21 protein-coding genes are annotated in these 21,521 nt (G+C 46.5%); 19 read left to right on the top strand and 2 right to left on the bottom strand.

What is annotated here, in order from left to right; all coding sequences use genetic code 11:
* Window position 1 precedes the first annotated feature (1 nt).
* From LKD46_RS14960 to LKD46_RS14920, 9 genes are all read left to right on the top strand, one after another.
* Window positions 2–1,156, top strand: a complete 1,155-nt coding sequence (locus LKD46_RS14960) for a LicD family protein (RefSeq protein ID WP_227574315.1) — start codon at window positions 2–4, stop codon at window positions 1,154–1,156.
* Entirely contained in the window at window positions 1,149–2,966 is a 1,818-nt protein-coding gene (locus LKD46_RS14955) for a thiamine pyrophosphate-binding protein (RefSeq protein ID WP_118609218.1), read from the top strand. The genes LKD46_RS14960 and LKD46_RS14955 overlap by 8 nt, the downstream gene beginning before the upstream one ends.
* Before the next feature lies 1 nt (window position 2,967).
* The gene (locus LKD46_RS14950; RefSeq protein WP_118515827.1) at window positions 2,968–3,705 is read left to right on the top strand and encodes an SDR family NAD(P)-dependent oxidoreductase; all 738 of its coding nucleotides are present in this window, start codon (window positions 2,968–2,970) and stop codon (window positions 3,703–3,705) included.
* Between the two features lie 325 nt (window positions 3,706–4,030).
* On the top strand, window positions 4,031–4,180 hold the full coding sequence (gene rpmG / locus LKD46_RS14945; RefSeq protein ID WP_044961412.1) for a 50S ribosomal protein L33: 150 nt from the start codon (window positions 4,031–4,033) through the stop codon (window positions 4,178–4,180).
* 25 nt (window positions 4,181–4,205) lie between these two features.
* Window positions 4,206–4,412, top strand: coding sequence for a preprotein translocase subunit SecE (gene secE, locus LKD46_RS14940; RefSeq protein ID WP_015525331.1), 207 nt, complete (start codon window positions 4,206–4,208; stop codon window positions 4,410–4,412).
* A gap of 15 nt (window positions 4,413–4,427) precedes the next feature.
* Entirely contained in the window at window positions 4,428–4,949 is a 522-nt protein-coding gene (gene nusG / locus LKD46_RS14935; protein WP_015525332.1) for a transcription termination/antitermination protein NusG, read from the top strand.
* A gap of 68 nt (window positions 4,950–5,017) precedes the next feature.
* Window positions 5,018–5,443 carry a 50S ribosomal protein L11 gene (gene rplK, locus LKD46_RS14930; RefSeq protein WP_015525333.1) on the top strand — a complete coding sequence of 142 codons (426 nt, stop codon included), beginning with the start codon at window positions 5,018–5,020 and terminating at the stop codon, window positions 5,441–5,443.
* 95 nt (window positions 5,444–5,538) lie between these two features.
* A complete protein-coding gene (gene rplA, locus LKD46_RS14925) occupies window positions 5,539–6,234 on the top strand; it encodes a 50S ribosomal protein L1 (protein ID WP_015525334.1) in 696 nt (231 codons plus the stop codon).
* Window positions 6,235–6,486: 252 nt separating this feature from the next.
* Window positions 6,487–7,482: a D-alanyl-D-alanine carboxypeptidase family protein gene (locus LKD46_RS14920; protein WP_022427096.1), complete on the top strand. Its 996-nt coding sequence runs from the start codon at window positions 6,487–6,489 to the stop codon at window positions 7,480–7,482.
* Between the two features lie 145 nt (window positions 7,483–7,627).
* Here the strand turns inward: LKD46_RS14920 and LKD46_RS14915 are convergent, their stop codons facing one another.
* A complete protein-coding gene (locus LKD46_RS14915) occupies window positions 7,628–8,350 on the bottom strand; it encodes a GntR family transcriptional regulator (RefSeq protein ID WP_022427097.1) in 723 nt (240 codons plus the stop codon).
* Between the two features lie 291 nt (window positions 8,351–8,641).
* Here LKD46_RS14915 and LKD46_RS14910 point away from each other — a divergent pair, with 291 nt between their 5' ends.
* The 6 genes from LKD46_RS14910 to pflA all read left to right on the top strand — a co-directional run bounded on the left by LKD46_RS14910 (window position 8,642) and on the right by pflA (window position 16,797).
* A complete protein-coding gene (locus tag LKD46_RS14910; RefSeq protein WP_114001934.1) occupies window positions 8,642–9,610 on the top strand; it encodes a phosphoheptose isomerase family protein in 969 nt (322 codons plus the stop codon).
* A 37-nt stretch (window positions 9,611–9,647) separates the two neighbouring features.
* Window positions 9,648–10,505, top strand: coding sequence for a PfkB family carbohydrate kinase (locus LKD46_RS14905; protein WP_147603119.1), 858 nt, complete (start codon window positions 9,648–9,650; stop codon window positions 10,503–10,505).
* A gap of 15 nt (window positions 10,506–10,520) precedes the next feature.
* Complete coding sequence (locus tag LKD46_RS14900) at window positions 10,521–12,023, top strand: ABC transporter permease subunit (RefSeq protein ID WP_118609220.1); 1,503 nt, start codon at window positions 10,521–10,523, stop codon at window positions 12,021–12,023.
* Window positions 12,016–12,738, top strand: coding sequence for an amino acid ABC transporter ATP-binding protein (locus LKD46_RS14895; protein WP_227574314.1), 723 nt, complete (start codon window positions 12,016–12,018; stop codon window positions 12,736–12,738). Before LKD46_RS14900 ends, LKD46_RS14895 begins: the two co-directional genes overlap by 8 nt.
* 1,039 nt (window positions 12,739–13,777) lie before the next feature.
* Entirely contained in the window at window positions 13,778–16,039 is a 2,262-nt protein-coding gene (pflB, locus tag LKD46_RS14890) for a formate C-acetyltransferase (RefSeq protein WP_227574313.1), read from the top strand.
* An 8-nt stretch (window positions 16,040–16,047) separates the two neighbouring features.
* A complete protein-coding gene (gene pflA / locus LKD46_RS14885; protein ID WP_227574312.1) occupies window positions 16,048–16,797 on the top strand; it encodes a pyruvate formate-lyase-activating protein in 750 nt (249 codons plus the stop codon).
* Between the two features lie 55 nt (window positions 16,798–16,852).
* On the opposite strand, the gene LKD46_RS14880 is transcribed toward pflA, so the two are convergent.
* Window positions 16,853–17,593 (bottom strand): lysophospholipid acyltransferase family protein, encoded by a 741-nt coding sequence (locus LKD46_RS14880; RefSeq protein WP_227574311.1) that lies wholly within the window; start codon window positions 17,591–17,593, stop codon window positions 16,853–16,855.
* A 215-nt stretch (window positions 17,594–17,808) separates the two neighbouring features.
* Here LKD46_RS14880 and LKD46_RS14875 point away from each other — a divergent pair, with 215 nt between their 5' ends.
* From LKD46_RS14875 to LKD46_RS14860, 4 genes are all read left to right on the top strand, one after another.
* Window positions 17,809–18,264: a protease complex subunit PrcB family protein gene (locus LKD46_RS14875; protein WP_227574310.1), complete on the top strand. Its 456-nt coding sequence runs from the start codon at window positions 17,809–17,811 to the stop codon at window positions 18,262–18,264.
* A 3-nt stretch (window positions 18,265–18,267) separates the two neighbouring features.
* On the top strand, window positions 18,268–19,836 hold the full coding sequence (locus LKD46_RS14870; RefSeq protein ID WP_059086294.1) for a DUF3794 and LysM peptidoglycan-binding domain-containing protein: 1,569 nt from the start codon (window positions 18,268–18,270) through the stop codon (window positions 19,834–19,836).
* Window positions 19,837–19,926: 90 nt separating this feature from the next.
* On the top strand, window positions 19,927–20,808 hold the full coding sequence (ispE, locus tag LKD46_RS14865; RefSeq protein ID WP_015525345.1) for a 4-(cytidine 5'-diphospho)-2-C-methyl-D-erythritol kinase: 882 nt from the start codon (window positions 19,927–19,929) through the stop codon (window positions 20,806–20,808).
* The gene (locus LKD46_RS14860) at window positions 20,798–21,499 is read left to right on the top strand and encodes a GntR family transcriptional regulator (RefSeq protein WP_022427303.1); all 702 of its coding nucleotides are present in this window, start codon (window positions 20,798–20,800) and stop codon (window positions 21,497–21,499) included. The genes ispE and LKD46_RS14860 overlap by 11 nt, the downstream gene beginning before the upstream one ends.
* The last annotated feature ends 22 nt before the right edge of the window (window positions 21,500–21,521 follow it).

Raw genomic sequence — 21,521 nt, 5'->3', positions numbered from 1 at the left:
ATTGAACAGAGAACAGCAGAAAGTACTGGAACTTCTAAAAGAAATAGATACCATATGCAGAAAAAATAAGATCACATATTATCTTTCTCCGTATCTTACCCTCTGTGCGGTAACGGAGCGCCCTTTTCCCATGAATCCGGCAAGCAATGATATTTATATGAAGACCGGTGATATGGCCCGGTTTAAAAACATCTTTGACGAAGAACCGGAGCTGCGCAGAGCTCTGGAATCTATGGAGAATAACAGCCGTTTCCCCGGATTTTTTCTGCGTTATACAGATAAAGATACATTGTTTTATAAGCTGGACGAGTATGGAAAATACAAACATCCGGGACTGGGGATCAATATCCTTCCGCTGCAGTGTGAATATGGTCCAAAGGGAAAATATCTCTGGAACCGTATGCGCGAAGAGGGATGGAAGAGGATCTACGGAAAAAAAGGCAAGTGGCGGAACCGGCGTGAGCTGGGAGGTATCTGGATGGTGCGAGTCCTTTCCCTTTGCGGACGAGGCTGGCTGGCAAAGAGCATATTCCGGGATCTGCTCCGGCAGCCGCAGGATGGCGCAAAAACATATGTACTCCGATATTTTGACCAGAATCTTTATTTTCCTGCGCATATTTTTGAAAATCCCGGGGAGGCAATGCTTGGAGGAGAATCCTTTATGGTCCCGGGAAACACAGACAGCTATCTCACCCGGGCCTACGGCAAAAATTATCGAAATAAGTCAATGGAAAACTATGTTCCCGGCTCGCTGGTGGTGTGCAGCACACTGATCCCATGCGAGGAATTTCTGCAGCAGTCAAAGGAACTGAAGAAATTTGCTTCTGTCAGGAAGAAAAGGGAAAAGCGCAGGCAGTTTGGAATGAATTACCGGGAATATCTTGCACAGTGCTGGGATTATGCAAAATTCTGCGGGGAAAAATATACCTGTGCACTGGCTTATCGCAAAAAGCTCAGCTATATCCGGAATCTCTTCAAAAATGAAGATTATGTGGAACTGGAAAAAGCATTTGCAGGATATACCAGGATGAATGATCGCTGCCTGAAATATGAAGAAGCATTTGAAACAGATCCGGAGGTTTTTGACCTGTATCTTAAGTATCTGGAAAAAACAGGAAGGATCTCGTATATGGAGAAGGTAAAAAAATATGTCTAAGGTCAAGCTTACAGATTATGTTGTGGAATTTTTGCAGAAAAAAGGGATTCATGATTTCTTTGGATACCAGGGAACCATGATCGCACATCTGGTAGATTCCATTGAGAAGAATCCCCATGTAAGAAGTCATTCCAGCTATCATGAGCAGGGAGCTGCTTTTGCCGCCTGTGGTTATGCTCAGGCAAAGAATGCCTGCGGCTGTGCCTATGCCACCAGTGGTCCGGGAGCTGCCAATCTGCTTTCCGGTGTGGCAGATGCGTATTTCGATTCTCTTCCGGTGATCTTTATCACCGGACAGCTGAATACCTATGAATATTCCGGTATTACAGGCCTTCGTCAGCAGGGCTTTCAGGAGATCGATATGGTTTCCATGGCAAAGCCGGTAACCAAGTACGCGGTGCAGGTCCGTGATCCGAAAAATATCGTTCGTGAACTGAATCTTGCATGGCAGATCGCCAATACAGGACGGAAAGGGCCGGTTCTTATCGATCTTCCTATGAATGTGCAGAGAGGCGAGGTGGAAGATCCGGCTTATGATATGGAATTTTCCGAGGAAGAGATCGAGACAGCTGTATATGGAAAAAATGATCCGGAAAACGGGGCAGCCTTTTACAGGGATGCAGTTGCAAAGGCGGATTCTTCTGATGGAGCAGAGGCGGCAGAATATATTCTGAATAAGATCAGGACTGCAAAACGGCCGGTATTTATGATCGGTCACGGAGCTTCCGGAGAAGCAGAAAAAATGCTCACAGATCTGGCGCGTGCCCATCACATTCCAGTGATCACAAGCGTACTTGCCCGGTCCGCACTGAGCTTTGATGATCCTTTGAACTTCGGGTGCATCGGAGGTGCCTACGGACACCGGTATGCAAATATGATCGCCAATGCAAAAAGCGACCTTCTGCTCTGCTTTGGAATTTCCCTGTGTACCCGTCAGATTGGTACTAAGGTTCATGAGTTTGCGAAGAATGCCGAAATCATCCGTGTGGATATTGATCCTTATAATCTTCAAAGAGAGATCCATGAGGGAAGAGAAGGTGAGAAATGCTTTTGCGTCAGCGCAGAGACTGTGGTGCGTAAGCTGACAGAGCAGCAGGCACAGATCGGTTCCTATGAGGAATGGCTTGCTGTCTGCCAGAAGATCCGTAAGGAACTTTGGAAAGTGGACGATGAGACACCGCAGCGTTATCCGAACCGCATGATCGCATATTTGAGTGATCAGCTTTCCGATACCGGAGCGGTTGCTGTGGATGTGGGACAGCATATGGTATGGAGCTATCAGTCCTTCCACAATCAGCAGGGGCAGAAGACACTTTTTTCCGGCGGACATGGTGCTATGGGATATGCACTTCCGGCGGCTATCGGAGCTTATTATGCTACCGGCAAGCCGGTGGCATGTATCTGCGGAGACGGAGCCTTCCAGATGAATATCCAGGAGCTACAGTGGGTGAAGCGTGAGAATATCCCAGTGAAGATGATCGTAATGAATAATGAGGCTCTGGGAATGATCCGTCATCTTCAGAGAGATTATTTTGACTGTGTATATGCGGATACCTCCGATGGCAGCGGATTTTCATCCTGCGATTTTACAGATGTGGCGCAGGCCTACGGAATTCCTGCAAAGCGCATCCAGGGAGAAGACGTGGAAAAATATGCCGGTGGATTCCTGGAGCAGAACGGACCGGAGCTTCTGGAGATCATGCTGGAGCATGGAACCTACGCATACCCGAAGACCTGTCTGGGTGAGCCGATCCACAATCAGCAGCCTTATATACCGAAACCGATATTTGATGAACTGATGGAGCTGTAAAATGGGAAAAATAACTGTGATCACAGGCGGTACCTCTGGAATCGGAAGAGGGATCGCCGAAAAGATCCTGGCAGAGTCAGCAAAAGCTGACAGGATCTTTGTAACATATGGACATGATGAGAAGAAGGCACTGTCGTTTCAGGAGAGCCTTCCTGAGGAAAAAAGATCTCAGGTGACTTTGATAAAGGCAGATATGTCTTCCTATGAAGAGATGATGGTTTTTGTGGAGGAGCTGAAAAAGCAGACAGACCATATTGACTGGCTTGTAAGCAATGCCGGCATCAGTACCTACGCAAAATATGAAGACTACAGCTTTGAGGAGTGGACACGGATCGTAAACACCAATCTTTCCGTACCTGTATTTATGGTAAAAGAGCTGAGATCCATGATGGTGGAGGGCGGCAGTGTGCTCTTTACCGGTTCCTATGCAGGACAGCAGGCGTATTCTTCCTCCCTTGTATATGGAGTCACCAAGGCAGCCATCCATTTTCTGACAAGATCCCTGGTAAAGGAATTTGAGCCAAAGGGCATCACAGTCAACGCTATTGCACCTGGCTTCATCGAAACTCCGTGGCACAGCGCTCGCACCCAGGAGAGCTACGACCGTATCAACCGGAAGATCGCACTCCACAGGTTTGGAACTGTGGAGGAAGTGGCGGATATGGCTTATGCAGTGCTGTCTAACGGATATATGAACGGCAGTGTGGTGGATATCCACGGTGGTTATGACTACTTTTAATAGAAGTTGAAAGTGTGCAGGAAGACAGAAGAAGACATGTTGTGCCTGCACATAAGGGTCTTCTTATTACTTTCTGTACAGGGCGACGTCCCGAAAACGAAATGCAGCGAAGCAGAATCGGGTTTGCGCACTTGAGACGTCCGTACGGAATCTGTGAAATTCTTTATATTTAAGCGAAAAAGGCTTGACTTGCACACCTGCTCTGTGATAAAATTGACGAGCGACATGGAAGTTAGGTCTTTTTTTTATGCCCGAAAATGACGACGGATATACGTTCCGGGCGGCATAGAAGACCATGCAAATGAAAACACTGGAGGTGGAAGTTGTGCGCGTTAAGATTACATTAGCATGCACCGAGTGCAAGCAGCGTAACTACAATATGACGAAGGAGAAAAAGAACCATCCTGAGAGAATGGAGACCAAGAAATATTGTAAGTTCTGTCATACACACACTCTGCACAAGGAAACAAAGTAATCACAGAGATTTGTGAGGTTATGCTATGGAAAAACAGAAATCTGAGGATAAGCCGCAGAAGAAAAGTTGGTTTCAGGGACTTCAGTCAGAATTTGAGAAGATTGTCTGGACAGACCGTCCCACACTGGCAAAGCAGACTGTTGTGGTCGTGATCATCACGATCATCCTGGCAGTGGTTATCAGTGTAATGGATTCCGGAATTCTGGAATTCATTAATTTCTTAATGAAGTAAGGACAAGGTGATTATATGTCAGAAGCAGCAAAATGGTACGTTGTCCATACCTATTCCGGGTATGAGAACAAGGTAAAAGCCAACATTGAAAAGACGATCGAGAACAGACACCTGGAAGACCAGATCCTGGAGGTACGTGTTCCGCTGCAGGATGTAGTGGAGATGAAGAACGGAACCTCAAGACAGGTTCAGAAAAAGATGTTTCCAGGCTATGTGCTTCTCAATATGGTGATGAATGACGATACCTGGTACGTTGTCCGTAATACCCGCGGTGTTACAGGATTCGTAGGACCGGGATCAAAGCCTGTGCCTCTTACAGAAGAGGAAATGATGCCGCTTGGTATCCAGAAACCGGATATCGAAGTGGACTTCGCAGAGGGCGACATGGTAGTCGTTACCGGTGGTGCATGGAAAGATACAGCAGGTGTGATCACAGGTATCAACATGCAGAAACAGACGGTAACGATCAATGTTGAGCTTTTCGGTCGTGAAACACCGGTAGAAATAAGTTTCACAGAAATCAAAAAAGCTGAGTAATTCAAAAACAAGGTAACAGCAAGTGGGAGGGACACACCCCCGCCAATACCACATAGGAGGTGCCGAAAATGGCAAAGAAAGTAACAGGATATATCAAATTACAGATTCCGGCTGGTAAAGCAACTCCAGCACCACCTGTAGGTCCGGCTCTTGGACAGCATGGTGTAAACATCGTACAGTTTACTAAGGAGTTCAACGCAAGAACAGCTGATCAGGGAGATCTTATCATCCCGGTTGTCATCACTGTTTACGCTGACAGAAGTTTCAGCTTCATAACCAAGACTCCGCCGGCAGCAGTTCTTCTTAAGAAAGCTGCAAACATCAAATCTGGTTCCGGTACACCGAACAAGACCAAAGTAGCTAAAGTTACTAAGGCACAGGTTCAGGAGATCGCTGAGCTGAAGATGAAAGACCTCAATGCAGCATCCATCGAGGCTGCTATGAGCATGATCGCCGGTACAGCAAGAAGTATGGGAATCGAAGTCGTAGACTAATAAATACCGAAGCTTAAGTTCGGGGTTCCCGTAGAAAAAGTGAAATTTTCAAGTGGGAGGGCTTTTCCCCGCAAATACCACAGGAGGTTATAGAAATGAAACGAGGAAAGAAATATGTGGAAGCTGCGAAAGCAGTAGACCGCGCAACATTATATGATGCACCAGAGGCTATCAGCCTTGTTAAAAAAGCAGCTGTAGCTAAGTTCGACGAGACCATCGAAGTTCACATCCGTACAGGCTGCGATGGACGTCACGCAGATCAGCAGATCCGTGGAGCAGTTGTTCTGCCACACGGAACAGGTAAAAAAGTTCGTGTACTTGTATTTGCTAAAGATGCTAAGGCAGAAGAGGCAAAGGCAGCAGGAGCAGACTTCGTAGGAGCTGAGGACCTCATTCCGAAGATCCAGAACGAGGGATGGCTTGACTTTGACGTTGTAGTTGCAACACCGGATATGATGGGCGTTGTAGGTCGTCTTGGTCGTGTACTTGGACCGAAAGGTTTAATGCCAAACCCGAAAGCTGGTACTGTAACAATGGACGTAACAAAAGCTGTTAACGACATTAAAGCAGGTAAGATCGAGTATCGTCTTGACAAATCCAACATCATCCATGTTCCGATCGGAAAGGCTTCCTTTACCGAGGAGCAGTTAAGCGACAACTTCCAGACGCTTATGGGAGCTATCACAAAGGCTAGACCTAGCACACTGAAAGGTCAGTATCTGAAGAGCGTTACAATCGCTCCGACAATGGGACCTGGTGTTAAGCTTAACCCGATTAAATTAGCTCAGTAATAAATTTTAAATACCCTGTACAGAGGAAACTTTGTATGGGGTATTTTTTTATACATTTATACACCTTGATTTTTGGGGGCAAAAATCCTACAATAAGGCACAAACAGAGTTGTAACAGACCGAAAGCTCATCAGAGCTTTTTCATATAGATTTTACAGAAGAAAATAATAATCATGTTAATATAAAAAAGATGGGGAAAACGTTTCTGTAAGTAAAACTTACAGATGAATTTGTCGGAACAGGGAGTATAAATTGAGATCAAAAAAGCGTAAAGCGAAGAAAATAAAAAAACAGGTAAACAAAATAAAAATGATACTCTGCCTGGTGGTAGAGGCTATCGTGATCCTGACACTTGTAGTGATCATCGGCTGGAATAAAGGGGTAGGTGACTGGATGGAGTCTCTGCAGAGACCGGTTGTCCGTAAGCTTGAGATGAGCGGTATCAACAGTCCCTACGCAGTGCTGATGCAGGTAAAAGGCGGAAAGATCATCGGAAATATGAAGGGCGATGAGAAGATCTATCCGGCTTCCATGACGAAGATCATGACGGTGATCGTGGCTATTGAGAACCTGGATGATCTGGATCAGGAGATCACTCTGACCCAGGAAATGTTCCAGGGGCTTTATGAGCAGGATGCCACCCAGGCAGGCTTTCAGCCCGGTGAGACCGTGCGGGCCATCGACCTTCTTTATGGTGCCATGCTGCCATCCGGTGCGGAGTGTTGTATCGCACTGGCGGATACCGTAGGCGGTTCCAGGGATGGATTTGTGGAGCTGATGAATAAGAAGGCACAGAGGATTGGAATGAATGATACACATTTCTGTGATACGACAGGGCTTCATGATCCGGATCATTACAGTACAGTGAGAGATATTGCGGTGCTGCTCAGGTATGCGCTTCGGAACGATACGTTCAGAGAGATCATTGAGAGTCCGCGGCATTCCACAGGAGTGACGAATATCCATCCCAGCGGGATCACATATTACAGTACCATGTTCAAAAATCTTTCTGACCCTTCCGTTACCGGCGGCAAGATCCTGGGCGGCAAGACAGGATATACCAGCGAGGCGGGTCTGTGTCTTGCAAGCTTTGCAGAGATTTACGACAGGGAATACATACTGGTAACGGCAGGCGCATCGGGAAATACCGGAAGCCCACTCCATGTGGAGGATGCGGTGACGATCTATAACCGCCTTGGAAAGGCCATTGAGGCACAGATGACAGGCAGTGATGGATCGGAGTCTTGAAAAGATAAAGGACAAATTTTGTGTATCGCGAAGCGTGTTGCAGAGAACGGAGTGAACAGTAATATTTTTGGATAAATAAACACTGGCACAGAGGTGTATGCTGCTGTATTGGCAGCATAACGCTTCTGTGCCGTTTTTTGATTCTTCAAAATGAAATCGTATAGCGGGAACCTGCAATGTATTCACGGCTGATGTAAAGCGGATTTCCATCAGGAGCTTCCATATAGGAATCCAGGATCAGCACGGGATCGCCGGAAGACAGACGCAAAGTTTTTGCCATATCCGGGGAGGCTGCAGTAACAGAAATGGTGCTGCGGCTGGATTCTGCGATCGTACAGCGGTAGGTGTTTTTGATATATTCAAAAAAAGAACCGTTTTCTACAGCGTTCGGATCAAAATCCGGGAAAAGCCGTGTGGGGAGCCAGGTGTGAACATCAATAACCGGAATACTGTCAGCCAGAAGAAGACGTTCCAGGAAAAAAACTTCCTCATCCGAAGTAAGCTGCAGAAAATCAGAGGTTACGCTGTTCGCAGGTTTTTTGCAGAAGGACAGTACGTGAGATTCCGGAATCCGGTCATTCTGACGGCAGGATTCGGAAAAGCTCATATTTTTCTGGGATTCAAATTTCCGGAAGATCATGGGGGATTTTACAAAGGTTCCTTTTCCCTGATGCTTGATAAGATAGCCCTGTGTGCAAAGCTCCTCCACGGTACGTCGGACAGTGATCCGGCTGACATGGTAAAGATCGGCAAGCTCCGGCTCAGGAGGGATTTTTTCTCCGGGCTTATAAGTACCGTTTTTGATCTGCTGGGTGATGATATCCATAAGCTGCTTGTAAAGCGGCTGGATTGAATTTTTATTTAACATGAAAATATCCTTTCTGAGGTTGTTCATAAAAGATATTTTACTATAGTGCGGATGTATTTGTCCAGTAAGGGACAAACCTCTGCAGTGCGTCAGAAGGTATATTGGATGAATAATTAATCATAAATCATGAATATACTCTTTACTATAACGTTATAATATGTTATATTCTTCAAAAAGGTAAAATGCAAAAGTACAAGAAGGAGAAATTCATCTGAAAATCCGAAAAAACCTGTATTTTCAATGGATTCAGAGGATTCTCAGACGAATTTCCACGAAAACCGGAGGATGAAAATGGACGCAGTAAAAATCGTAAATAAGATCAACAAAGAGCATGGAACAATCAAAAATGTGTATTTTCTTGCATGCGGAGGATCTCTTGTGGATCTGTATCCGGGATATTATTTTGTCCGTGCGGAATCCGCAGTGATGGATGCACAGTGGATCCCTGCAAGAGAGTTTGCACTGACACCGCCGAAGAAGCTGGGAAAAGACAGTCTTCTGATCATCTGCTCCCACAGTGGCAAGACAAAGGAGTGTCTGGAGGCAGCAAAAACAGGAATGGATGCAGGTGCGGCTGTTGTTACAATGACACATGCGCCAGGTTCTCCATGTGATACCGATAAATGGATCTCCGTTGTATACGACTGGGCACCGGGGGTAAAGGAAGCAGAGAAGCCTCAGGGAATCGTACTTCGTATTCTTAATGAGCTGATGAAGGTACAGGAGCCGGGATATAAGCTTTACGATAAGATCGTGGAAGGCTTTGAAAAGATCGATGATGTTATTGCAGCTGCAGTGAAGGATCAGCAGAATGCAGCATGGCTTTTTGCAGAAAAATATTCAGAGGAACCGAACCTTTATATCATGGCATCGGGAGCTTCCTATTCTCAGGCATATGGCTTTGCGATCTGCTCACTTCAGGAAATGCAGTGGATGGACTGCGGTTATCTGAACAGTGCGGAATATTTCCATGGACCGTTTGAGGTAACGGATGAGGATCATCTTTATATCCTTATGATGAGCCGGGGCAGAAATCGTATGATGGATGCGCGTGTGCTGACTTTCCTTGAAAAATACGGAAAGAAATACGAAGTGATCGATGCGGATAAGCTTGGTATGGAAGCAATTGATGACAGCTGTGTGGAATATTTTACCCCGATGCTGTTCTACACCATGACGACCGTTTACCGTACCGCTCTCCAGGATAAACGCCGTCATCCGCTGGATATGAGAAGATATATGGGCGTTGTAGAGTACTAAAGGTGCTACTGTGCCTGTGCACAGAGAAAGGGAAAATATGAGTAAATACAGTACAAGGCTTCTTGGCTTCGGAGACAATGTAGTGGATATCTATGATCATCTGAAAACCATGTATCCAGGCGGAAACTGCGTAAACGTCAGTGTTTACGGAAAGATGGCCGGATGTGAAAAAACAGCGTATATGGGATATTTCGGAGATGACGACAGAGCAGAACTGATCATGGATACACTGGAAAAAATCGGCGTGGAAACCGTAAAGTGCAGACAGCTGCACGGCGAGAACGGTTATTCCAGGATCACATTAAAAGACGGAGACCGTGAGTTCCTGGATTTTAATGATGGTGGTATCCGTGGAAAAACACCGTATATCCTTGATCGTTTTGATCTGGAATATATGAAAGGCTTTGATGTGGTACATAGCGGAAATTACTCTTTTACGGAGGAAGAGCTGCATAAGATCAAAGAGGCGGGAATTCCGGTTTCTTTTGACTTTTCTGATGATTCCACAGAGGAATATTATGAAAAAACAGCACCGGAGGTTACTTACGCATTTTGCTCCTTTGACGGAACCGACCAGGAGGCAGAAGAGCATCTGAAAAAGATCATCTCCATGGGGCCGAAGCTTGCCATGGCCTCCAGAGGAGCCAAGGGCTGCATTCTTTATGACGGAAGGAATTTTTACCGACAGCCGGCAGCGCCGCTTACGGAAGTAAAAGATACTCTTGGCGCCGGGGATTCACTGATCGCATCTTTCCTTACCGGGTATATCGGAAGAAGGAAAAACGGCATGGCGGAGGAAACCGCGATCTGTGAAAGTCTTGAAGAGGCAGCTGCTTTTGCAGCGGGCATTTGTGGCATGGAAGGTGCTTTTGGCTACGGAAAAAAATATGAATAGCAGGAGGGGAAAATAATGGGACGCAATGGAAAAAGCAGAGCTCTTATCTGTTTTGTACTGTGTATGATCATGGCTCTGCCGATATATTTCAGCAGTGCAGTGGCAGTAAAAGCGGCAGAACAGCAGACCATCATCATAGGAACGAACGCAGAGTATTCACCATTTGAATACCTGGATGATAATGGAAATATTACAGGTTTTGATTACGATCTTCTGGAGGCGATCGCCAAGGAAGAAAACGTAAAGCTGGTATGGAAGGATATGCCCTTTGATTCCCTGATGGGTTCCATGGAGGCTGGTGATGTACAGGTGATCGCAGCCGGGATCGGACCTACGGAGGACCGTAAAAAAAGCGTTGATTTTTCCGATGTTTATTACACCGGTACACAGTGCATCATCAGCCGTAAGGATAATCCGATCAAGGATTTTGAGGAGATGTCCGGAAAAACCGTTGCAGTTCTGGAGGGTGCACAGAGTGATATGATCGCATCCGGCGAGACTACCGATTACGGTGAAGTTAAGGATGCCAAAGTAAAAAGATTTAAAAACGCTTCCAGTGCAGTCATGGAGCTGAAAAACGGTGGAGCAGATGCAGTTCTGATCGACAATATCATGGCTGAGATTTACTGCAAACAGAACTCAGACCTGCAGTATGAGTCCGTGCCAAGTACAGCAGAGGATACGGTTTTCTGTATTGAAAAAGGAAACACAGAGCTTGTCCAGATCATCAATGACGGGCTTGCAAAAGTAAAAAAATCCGGGGAATATGATGATCTTTATCAGAAGTATTTTGTGGATACACTTGAAAACAGCGAGGATGTGACAGATGTAGCAGCAACCGATGGTTTTCTGGGACTTTTAAGCTTTATTTTCCTTCAGGATAATCGTTGGAAGTTTTATATTAACGGTCTTGGGATTACGCTGATCGTTTCCCTTTTGTCAGTGATCGTAGGTATCCTGATCGGTCTTGTAGTGGCTCTGGTACGTCTTGGAGCTGCGAAAAAAGGCAGAAGAACCATTCTTTCCACGATCGCGGATATTTATGTTGATGTGATCCGTGGAACACCGTCAGTCCTTCAGCTGATGATCATCTATTTTGCAGTGTTCCACAGCAGGCTGGGATATGTGGCAGCAGTGGTCAGCTTCGGTATCAACAGCGGTGCATATGTTTCCGAGGTTATCCGCGGAGGTATTTTATCTGTAGACAAGGGCCAGAGCGAGGCTGGTCGTTCTCTGGGCCTTGGGTATAAAGATACCATGCGTTTCATTATCATTCCGCAGGCTGTAAAAACCATCCTTCCGGCAATGGGTAATGAGTTTATCCAGCTGATCAAAGAAACATCTATTTTAGGTTATGTAGGTATCATGGATCTGACAAAAGCGGCAAGCTATGTTTCTTCCCGTACTTATCAGATGTTCATACCGCTGATCGTTGCAGGTATCATGTACTATCTGATCGTGAAGTGCCTGAGCCTTCTGCTGAAGAGATTTGAAAGGAGACTGAGAGAAAGTGATTGATGTTAAAAATCTGAAAAAGTCCTTCGGGGATGTACACGTATTAAAGGGAATCACAACTCACGTAAACAAGGGTGAGTGTATCTGCATCATCGGTCCGTCCGGCTCCGGAAAATCTACATTTCTGCGATGTCTGAACCTTCTGGAAAAACCGGAGGAAGGCGAGATCACCGTAAACGGACAGCAGCTTCTGGATCCGAAGCTGGATGTAGATAAATTCAGGGAAAATGTGGGAATGGTTTTTCAGCATTTTAATCTGTTTCCAAATATGACAGTATTGAAAAATATCACCCTTGCGCCGGTGCGCCTTGGCAAATGGAATGTAGCGGAAGCTGATCAGAAGGCGAGGGCTCTTTTGAGAAGAGTCGGCCTTGAAGAAAAAGCCGATGTCTATCCAGGAAAGCTTTCAGGCGGACAGAAGCAGAGGGTTGCCATTGCCAGAGCCCTTGCAATGAATCCCCAGGTGCTTCTGTTCGACGAGCCGACATCAGCTCTTGATCCGGAGATGGTCGGAGAGGTTCTTGAGGTTATGAAGGAGCTTGCAAAAGAAGGCATGACCATGCTGGTGGTTACCCATGAGATGGGATTTGCAAGGGAGGTCAGTGACAGAGTGCTTTTTATGGATGATGGGGTGATTCTTGAGGATAGAAATCCGAAAGAACTGTTTGGGGATCCTCGAGAGGAAAGGACGAAGGAGTTTCTTTCCAAAGTGTTGTAGGGTTTTTCGTGGAAAAGTTCTGCTTTGAAAAAGCGGGGAAATTCGTGGGGAGGGGAGGCACTCGGAGTTGCGAAGCCCGTTTCCCCTCCCCACACCCCACCCCTCCGGGCACGCCGCTGTGCTACGCCTTGGAGTGTGTTAATTTATCGGCTTAGTCCTGTATGCTGCTGTATTGGCAGTGTCAGGCTGAGCCGATTTTTATTTCGTCGGACGGGAAAGCGGCCCGCGCAGCGGGCCTGTTCCCTGTTGTTAATGGGAGCGGGTTTATGTCAGTGATGCGACAATAGACGGGAGCAAGTGAGCGCCGGCAATACAGCAACAGGCAGAAGTAGGTCTATGCCAGTGATGCGACAACAGACGGGAGCAAGTGAGCACCGGCAATATAGCAACAGGCAGAAGTAGGTCTATGCCAGTGATGCGACAACAGACGGGAGCAAGTGAGCGCCGGCAATACAGCGACAGGCAGGAGCAGGTCAGCACCAGCAATACAACAGGCAGGAGCAGATTAGCTCCAGCAATAGAACAACAGGCAGGAGCAGATCAGCGCCAGCAATACAACAACCACCAGGAACAGGTCTGCTGCGCAGACCGCCTTCCGTCCGGCGAAAAAAAATCGGCTCAGCCTGATGCCACCAATACAGCAGCATACAGGCATTTGCCAATACACTACCCCATACCACAGCGCAGAACAGCGACGTGCCCGGAAAGGGGGAGCGCGAGGGGGAAAAGCGGGCTTCGTAACTCCGAGCGCCTTTCCCCCTCGCAAACTTGCCCACGCCAAAGTGTCCCCCCTGGAAAGGAAACGCCCTCCGCCAGGAGCGTCCGTCAGACGCCCGACATTGTACAATATCTGGTACAATTTTCTCATTATTTTTATCAATAATACAATTACATGTATATTATAAAGAACATACTTCCAAGCTGTTGACTTTAAATTCGGAATCTGTTATCTTATGGTCGTCATGAGAAATGTTATATATTACTAACTGCGCGGGCAGTGAACGAAATATTGAGACAACAGGAAAGGATGTGTAACAAATTGGCAAAAGTTGATTTTGAACAGTGGAATGGTTTTAAGGGTGATCGTTGGAAAGAGAAGATCGATGTTCGTAATTTCATCAGTATGAACTATACACCATATGATGGAGATGCTTCCTTCCTGGAAGCACCAACAGAGGCAACAGATAAACTCTGGGGCAAGCTTCAGGAGCTTCAGAAAGAAGAGCGTGCTAAAGGCGGCGTTCTTGATATGGAGACAGAGGTAGTAACAGGAATTACAGCATACGGTCCTGGATATATCGATGAGGAACTCAAAGACCTGGAGCAGGTTGTAGGTCTTCAGACAGACAAACCTCTGAAACGTGCTTTCATGCCATACGGCGGAATCAAAATGGCAGAGCAGGCATGTGAGACTTACGGATACCATGTAAGCGACAAGATCAAAGATGTTTTTAACAACTATGAGTTCAAAACACACAACCAGGGTGTATTCGATATCTACACACCGGAGATGAAGAGAGCACGTCACAACAAGATCCTTACAGGACTTCCGGATACTTACGGACGTGGACGTATCGTAGGTGATTACAGACGAGTAGCTCTTTACGGAATCGATCATCTGATCGCATGCAAGGAGAGAGATTTCGCAGCATGCGACCGTCAGGGTATGAGACGTTATGACTTCCAGCTTCGTGAGGAGATCGCAGATCAGATCCGTGCTCTGAAGAAAATGAAAGAAATGGCTCAGATCTATGGCTTTGATATTTCCCAGCCGGCTAAGAATGCAAAGGAAGCATTCCAGTGGCTGTACTTTGGATATCTTGCAGCAATCAAAACTCAGAACGGAGCTGCAATGAGTGTTGGACGTATCTCCACATTCCTTGATATCTATATTGAGAGAGACCTTGAGAACGGAACTCTTACAGAGAAAGAGGCACAGGAGCTTGTTGACCATATCGTAATGAAATTCCGTATGGTTAAATTCGCTCGTATCCCGTCTTACAACCAGCTCTTCTCCGGTGACCCGGTATGGGCAACTCTGGAAGTAGCAGGTATGGGACAGGACGGACGTTCCATGGTAACAAAGAACGACTATCGTTTCCTTCATACACTTGAGGATATGGGACCGGCTCCGGAGCCGAACCTTACAGTTCTCTACTCTTCAAGACTGCCTGAGAACTTCAAGAAATATGCAGCAGACATCTCTGTTACAACAAGTTCCATCCAGTATGAGAACGATGACGTTATGCGTCCGGTATGGGGCGATGACTACAGCATCTGTTGCTGTGTATCTGCTACAGAGACAGGTAAAGAGATGCAGTTCTTCGGTGCTCGTGCAAACCTTGCAAAATGCCTTCTTTACGCGATCAACGGTGGTGTTGATGAGAAGACAAAACAGCAGGTAGGACCGCAGTATCAGCCGATCACTTCCGAGTACCTTGACTATGATGAGGTAATCGCAAAATATGATCAGATGATGGACTGGCTTGCACATCTGTATGTTGGAACACTGAACATGATCCACTACATGCATGATAAATACTACTATGAGGCAGCTGAGATGGCACTTATCGATACAAAGGTTGACCGTTCCTTCGCAACAGGTATCGCCGGATTCTCACACGTAGTAGATTCCCTTTCCGCTATCAAATATGCAAAAGTAAAAGCAATCCGTGACGAGGACGGAATCACAACAGACTTCCAGGTTGAGGGTGACTTCCCACGTTATGGTAACGATGATGACAGAGCAGACGAGATCGCAACAACTCTGCTTTCCACATTCCTTGAGAAACTGAAACACATCCATACCTATCGTGATTCCAAGCCAACTACATCCATCCTTACCATCACATCCAACGTTGTTTATGGTAAAGCTACAGGATCTCTTCCGGACGGAAGAAAAGCCGGCGAGCCTCTGGCACCGGGAGCAAACCCGTCTTACGGCGCAGAGCAGAACGGACTTCTTGCTTCCCTGAACTCTGTTGCAAAGCTTGACTATGAGGATGCCCTTGACGGAATCTCCAATACTCAGACGATCAACCCGGATGCACTTGGCCATTCTGAGGAAGAGCGTACAGAGAATCTTGTAAATGTACTTGACGGATACTTTGACCGTGGTGCACATCACCTCAATGTAAACGTATTCGGTAAAGAGAAACTTATCGATGCTATGGAGCATCCGGAAAAAGAGGAGTATGCAAACTTCACGATCCGTGTTTCCGGATACGCTGTTAAGTTCATCGACCTTACAAGAGAGCAGCAGCTTGACGTTATCGCAAGAACCTGCCACGAAAGGATGTAATAAAAAATATGGACGACCAGAAAAAAATCACTGGCTACGTCCACTCACTGGAGAGCTTCGGCTCTGTTGACGGACCAGGAGTCCGGTATGTGATCTTTTTGAGCGGCTGCGCCATGCGCTGTCAGTTCTGCCACAATCCGGACACCTGGCAAATGAAAACAGGGACGGAGTACACAGCAGATGAGCTGCTTGAAAAAGCCTGTCGATACCGCTCTTACTGGGGAAGTAAGGGCGGTATTACTGTGAGTGGAGGCGAGCCACTGTTACAGATCGATTTCCTCACTGAGCTGTTCAGAAAAGCAAAAAAACTTGGGATCCACACAACACTTGATACCAGCGGCAACCCTTACACAGAAGAGGGTCCGTGGTATGAAAAATGGGAAGAGCTGATGAAGTACACAGATCTTGTCATGCTGGATATCAAGCACATTGATGAGGAACAGCATAAGATCCTCACAGGATGTACCAATAAAAATATCCTTGCCATGGCCCGGAAGCTTTCCGATATGGGCGTATCCATGTGGATCCGTCACGTACTGGTTCCGGAACGCAATGACCGGGATGACTATCTCCACCGGCTGGCTGACTTTATTGCAACACTGAAGACAGTTAAGAGAGTGGAGGTTCTTCCATATCACACACTCGGAACCTTTAAATGGGAAAATCTGCATATTGATTATCCGCTGAAGGGAATTGATCCGCCAACGAAAGAACGTATCGAAAATGCGGAAAAAATCCTGGGAGCAGGTACACAGTAATAAAAAAACCATATCTTATGTCGAAAAACAGACATAGATATGGTTTTTTTGATGTTCACACCAGTTCTTTGTTTTTGATCAGCATTTCTTTGATGATATCCTGTGTATAGGAACCTAAGCGGCGCTGAGTATCCCGGTCAAGCTCTGAAGGAATGATAGGCTTGCCATATTCGATCACTACGTGTGTAGGTGTCATCTTCGGGAAATTGGCCTCCCAGATATTGGCAGAGTTGCTGATCGCAATAGGAATGATCGGGCTTTTGGCTCTGGCTGCGATCTTGAAGCTGCCGTCATGGAAAGGCAGCATTTCTGTTTCATCAGCATTCTTATTTCTGGTTCCTTCCGGGAAGATACATACGGAAATGCCGGATTTCACATAGTCTGCGGCCTGGAGGATCGTTTTCAGACCCTGCTTGATATCCTCTCTGTCGAGAAAGAGACAGTAGAGATTGCGCATCCAGTTGGAGAGCAGCGGATAATGTTCCATTTCCTTCTTGGCAACATAGCCGGTGCGGATCGGACAGCGGCTGTAGGTGAGCAGGATGTCGAAATAGCTCCGGTGGTTTGCTACATAGAGAACAGCCTGATCCTTTGGAACGTTTTCTTCGCCGATAACGGTGACTTTGGCGCCTGTGATCCACAGGATGAATTTGAATATGGTCTGTACCATGCGCAGAGAGCTGATATCCTTAGTCATGGGAGAAAATTTCCCGATGATCCATTCTACAAGGAGAACCGGAATGGTCAGCACCAGATAGGCGATCACCACGATACAAACAAGTATGAATCGAATCATGTCTTTTGTCCTTTCTGTTATAGATACTTGCGGAGAGTTCCGCAGTAAGATGGTATTTTTATATTATACGAAGAAAATCCGATAGTTGCAATAAATCTTTCCCTGCTCACATAGAATAAATACTGAATAATGGTTACTGTTTACTGGTGATCTTCCGCAAAGCGTGTTACTGAGAACGGAGTGAACAGTAACGAATCATGCAGGTGGCTTATATTATGAAAAAAGCAGTATTTCTGCGGATCGTGCTGACAGCTGCCGTGCTGGCACTGCTGCTTTCCGGGTGTCAATTTGTCCGGGTGGAGGAAGAAGAACGAAAACCGGTAGATTACATCGTTGTGGAACGCCGGGATATCCCGGAGGAGCTTTCCAGGCTTATGGAAGAAAAAAAGGAAAAGGAATTTCAGCTGAGTTATGAAACCGGAGAGGATCTTTACCTGGCCAAAGGGTACGGGCGGCAGATGAGTGGCGGATACAGCATCCAGGTAGAGGAGCTTGGAGAATCCTCGAATGGGATATTTTTTGTTACAAAACTTCTTGGACCGGAGGATCTTAAGGAGGCAGGAGTTCCGTCCTATCCCTGCATTGTGATAAAAACCCGGAAACAGGAAAAGCCGGTAACGTTCCGGGAAAGCAGCAGTCCGGTGAAAAAAGAGTCGGAGAAAGGGGAATAGACTGTGGAATTAAAAAAAGAAAGCATGCAGATATTAAAGGAAAAAAGCAGGGCAAAAAGTCAGATCACTTTTGATGAGGATTTTAATGTACCGGATGCAAAACCGGATGCAGGAAGACTGATCCAGAATAAGGGCAGGATCATTATGGATGATGTCCGTCTTACTGACGGGAAAGGTATTCTTACGGGAAATCTGCAGGTAGATATCCTTTATGTGGGGGAAGAAAGAGGGATCGTCAGCAGTCTTACTGCAAAACTTCCATTTGAGGAAACCTTGAACCTGAAGAATATCATAAACGGGGATAAAATGTGTCTGAAGTGGGAAATTGAAGATCTTACGATCCGCCTGATCCATTCCAGAAAGCTCAATATCAAAGCGTTGGTAACTTTTTGTGCGACTGTGGATGAAACAGAACAGATCCGCCTGCCGGTGGCGCTGGATGCAGAAGAGGTATCCGTCAGAAAAAAAACAGTCCGTTTTCTGGGACTTACCGTACATAAAAAAGATACACTCCGGATCAAGGATGAGTATACCATTGCCTCCAATCGTCCGGATATCGCCAGCCTGATTTGGTATACTATGGATATACGGGGGCTGGATCTGAAACCGGAGGAAAATGTGGTAAAGGCAAGAGGAGAGCTGTCCGTTTTTGTGCTGTACGGAGCTGAAGATACAGAAGCCCCGGTGCAGTGGCTGGAATATTCGCTGCCTTTTTCCGGAGAAGTGGAATGTCCGGACTGCACGGAGGAACTGATCCCGCTGATCGAAGCTTCGGTGATGCATCAGAGTCTGGAGGCCAAACCGGATGTCGATGGGGAAGAACGGATCCTTGTTTCGGATGTTGTGCTGGAGCTGGATATGAAATTTTTCAGGGAAGAGGAATATGATCTCATTACCGATGTGTATACACCGATCCGTGAATGTGTTCCGGAAGGAAAGAATGAGGTACTGGAACGGCTTCTGGTACGTAATTTTTCCAGATGCAGGATCAGTGACAGGATCCAGGTAAAGGAGACTCAGGGAAAAGTCCTCCAGCTGTGTCACAGTCAGGGAAAAGTGAAGATTGATAAGACCAGGATCGTAGAGAACGGTGTGCAGGCAGATGGCGTGGTCATGCTGAAGATCCTGTACATTATTGGAAATGATGATATGCCGTTTTATTCCATGGAGGCAATGATACCGTTTTCCCATATGGTGGAAGCAAGAGGGATCCGACAGGACAGCTGTTATCAGTTAAAAGCAAAGCTGGAGCAGCTTTCCGCAGCCATGGCAGATGGAAATGAGATCGAGATCCGGGCAACTGTAGGACTGGAGCTTCTGGCAGTTGCCAGAGAACCGGTATTTATCATTGAGAAAGTAGAGGAAAAACCACTGGATATGAAAAAACTCCAGGCTATGCCGGGAATCCTGGTTTATATGGTAAAACCGGGAGATGAATTGTGGGATATCGCAAGGAAATATCACACATCTATCCAGGAGATCCGGACGATCAATGCTCTTAAGGAAAATCAGGAACCCTCTCCGGGAACTCCGCTTCTTGTTGTGAAAAAAGTGGAAGGTCAGATCAAATAAAAAGTGGAATATTTTGCTGTTGAAAAGAATGTAAAAATCATATAAAATACATGTATAAATACTGTATACAAAGTACAAATGGAGGGGCTTATGCGTTTAAAAGCAATGGCAAAGATCAATCTCGGACTTGATGTTCTGGGAAAGAGAGAGGACGGTTATCATGAGGTACGCATGATCATGCAGACCATCCGTATGTATGATATCCTGGATATCAGAAAGACCAGACGGCCGGGGATCGTACTGACGACCAATCTTCCGTTTATTCCTACAGATCAGAGAAATCTTGTATATAAGGCAGCACAGATGCTGATGGAGGAGTTCGATGTTGAAGAGGGACTTTCCATCAAGCTTCGTAAATTTATCCCGGTGGCAGCAGGCATGGCAGGAGGCAGCTCCGATGCAGCGGCCGCATTTGTGGGTGTGAACCGGATGTTCCATTTAGGGCTTACCGAAGAACAGCTGATGGAACGTGCAGTAAAGGTCGGAGCAGATGTTCCGTATTGTATCATGCGGGGAACAGCTCTTGCGGAGGGAATCGGAGAGAAGCTGACCAGACTTCCGGAAGTTCCGAAATGTTATGTTCTGATAGGAAAACCGGGAATCAATGTTTCCACAAAAACAGCCTATGAGAATCTGAATCTGGAAGGGATCGGAAAACATCCGGACATCGATGGACTCATCGGAGCTATCAGAAATAATGATCTGTATGCCATGGCATCCAGAATGGAGAATGTATTTGAACCGGGGATCATCCGACAGTATCCTGTGATCGGCAATATCAAGAACCTTATGGAAGAAAAAGGTGCGCTGAAAGCCGTGATGAGCGGAAGCGGTCCTACTGTGTTTGGAATCTTTGATAACAGGGATAAGATGGCCGCGGCAGCCAGAAGCCTCAGAAAGAGCGGGCTTGCAAAGACTGTATTTGCCACGGATATTTACAATAGAGATGGAGGAGTTACAAATGACAAGTGATTTTTCTGTGGATATGAATGAATATCTGCCGCTTCGGGATGTTGTTTTTAACACCTTGCGGCAGGCAATCCTGAAGGGAGAGCTGAAGCCGGGCGAAAGACTTCTGGAGATTGCCCTTGCAGAGCGTCTTGGCGTGAGCAGAACACCGGTGCGTGAGGCTATGCGCAAGCTGGAGCAGGAAGGTCTTGTAGTGATGATCCCACGCAGAGGTGCACAGGTAGCCAGCATCACAGAAAAGGATCTGAACGATGTTCTGGAGGTGCGTATCGCCCTCGAAAATGTTGCCATAGAAAAAGCGTGCAAGCTGATCACAGAGGATGAGCTGGGAAGGCTCTGGGTGGCAGCCAAGGAATTTGAAAAAACAAAAGCAGAGGGAAATCTGGTCCGTCTGGCGGAAACCGATGTGGCTTTCCACGAGATCATATATCAGGCTTCTGATAATAAGCGTCTGAATCAGGTCCTGAATAATCTCCGTGAGCAGATGTATCGCTATCGTGTAGAGTATCTGAAGGAGGAGCAGACAAGAAATCTTCTGGTCAGTGAGCATGAAGAGCTGGTAAAAGCCATCCGTGAAGGAGATGTGCAAAAGGCGCAGGATATTTCTTTCCATCATCTGGAGAATCAACGAAAAGCGATCATCCGTACTATCCGCGCGGAGAATGAGGCCAAAGAGGCCGAGAAAAAAGAATAAGAACCGGATATGCGGGAATATT

This window comes from Blautia fusiformis (genome assembly GCF_020686995.1).
In the GTDB taxonomy this organism is placed as follows: Bacteria; Bacillota; Clostridia; order Lachnospirales; family Lachnospiraceae; genus Blautia_A; species Blautia_A fusiformis.
Note: the sequence above shows the minus strand (reverse complement) of the source record. Positions and strands in the feature narration are given on the sequence as shown.

Coding starts and splice junctions, on each gene's coding strand:
- LKD46_RS14955 (WP_118609218.1), top strand. CDS start 1,149: ATGTCTAAGGTCAAGCTTACAGATTATGTTGTGGAATTTTTGCAGAAA.
- LKD46_RS14950 (WP_118515827.1), top strand. CDS start 2,968: ATGGGAAAAATAACTGTGATCACAGGCGGTACCTCTGGAATCGGAAGA.
- secE (WP_015525331.1), top strand. CDS start 4,206: ATGGAAAAACAGAAATCTGAGGATAAGCCGCAGAAGAAAAGTTGGTTT.
- nusG (WP_015525332.1), top strand. CDS start 4,428: ATGTCAGAAGCAGCAAAATGGTACGTTGTCCATACCTATTCCGGGTAT.
- rplK (WP_015525333.1), top strand. CDS start 5,018: ATGGCAAAGAAAGTAACAGGATATATCAAATTACAGATTCCGGCTGGT.
- rplA (WP_015525334.1), top strand. CDS start 5,539: ATGAAACGAGGAAAGAAATATGTGGAAGCTGCGAAAGCAGTAGACCGC.
- LKD46_RS14915 (WP_022427097.1), bottom strand. CDS start 8,350: ATGTTAAATAAAAATTCAATCCAGCCGCTTTACAAGCAGCTTATGGAT.
- LKD46_RS14910 (WP_114001934.1), top strand. CDS start 8,642: ATGGACGCAGTAAAAATCGTAAATAAGATCAACAAAGAGCATGGAACA.
- LKD46_RS14905 (WP_147603119.1), top strand. CDS start 9,648: ATGAGTAAATACAGTACAAGGCTTCTTGGCTTCGGAGACAATGTAGTG.
- LKD46_RS14900 (WP_118609220.1), top strand. CDS start 10,521: ATGGGACGCAATGGAAAAAGCAGAGCTCTTATCTGTTTTGTACTGTGT.
- pflA (WP_227574312.1), top strand. CDS start 16,048: ATGGACGACCAGAAAAAAATCACTGGCTACGTCCACTCACTGGAGAGC.
- LKD46_RS14880 (WP_227574311.1), bottom strand. CDS start 17,593: ATGATTCGATTCATACTTGTTTGTATCGTGGTGATCGCCTATCTGGTG.
- LKD46_RS14875 (WP_227574310.1), top strand. CDS start 17,809: ATGAAAAAAGCAGTATTTCTGCGGATCGTGCTGACAGCTGCCGTGCTG.
- ispE (WP_015525345.1), top strand. CDS start 19,927: ATGCGTTTAAAAGCAATGGCAAAGATCAATCTCGGACTTGATGTTCTG.
- LKD46_RS14860 (WP_022427303.1), top strand. CDS start 20,798: ATGACAAGTGATTTTTCTGTGGATATGAATGAATATCTGCCGCTTCGG.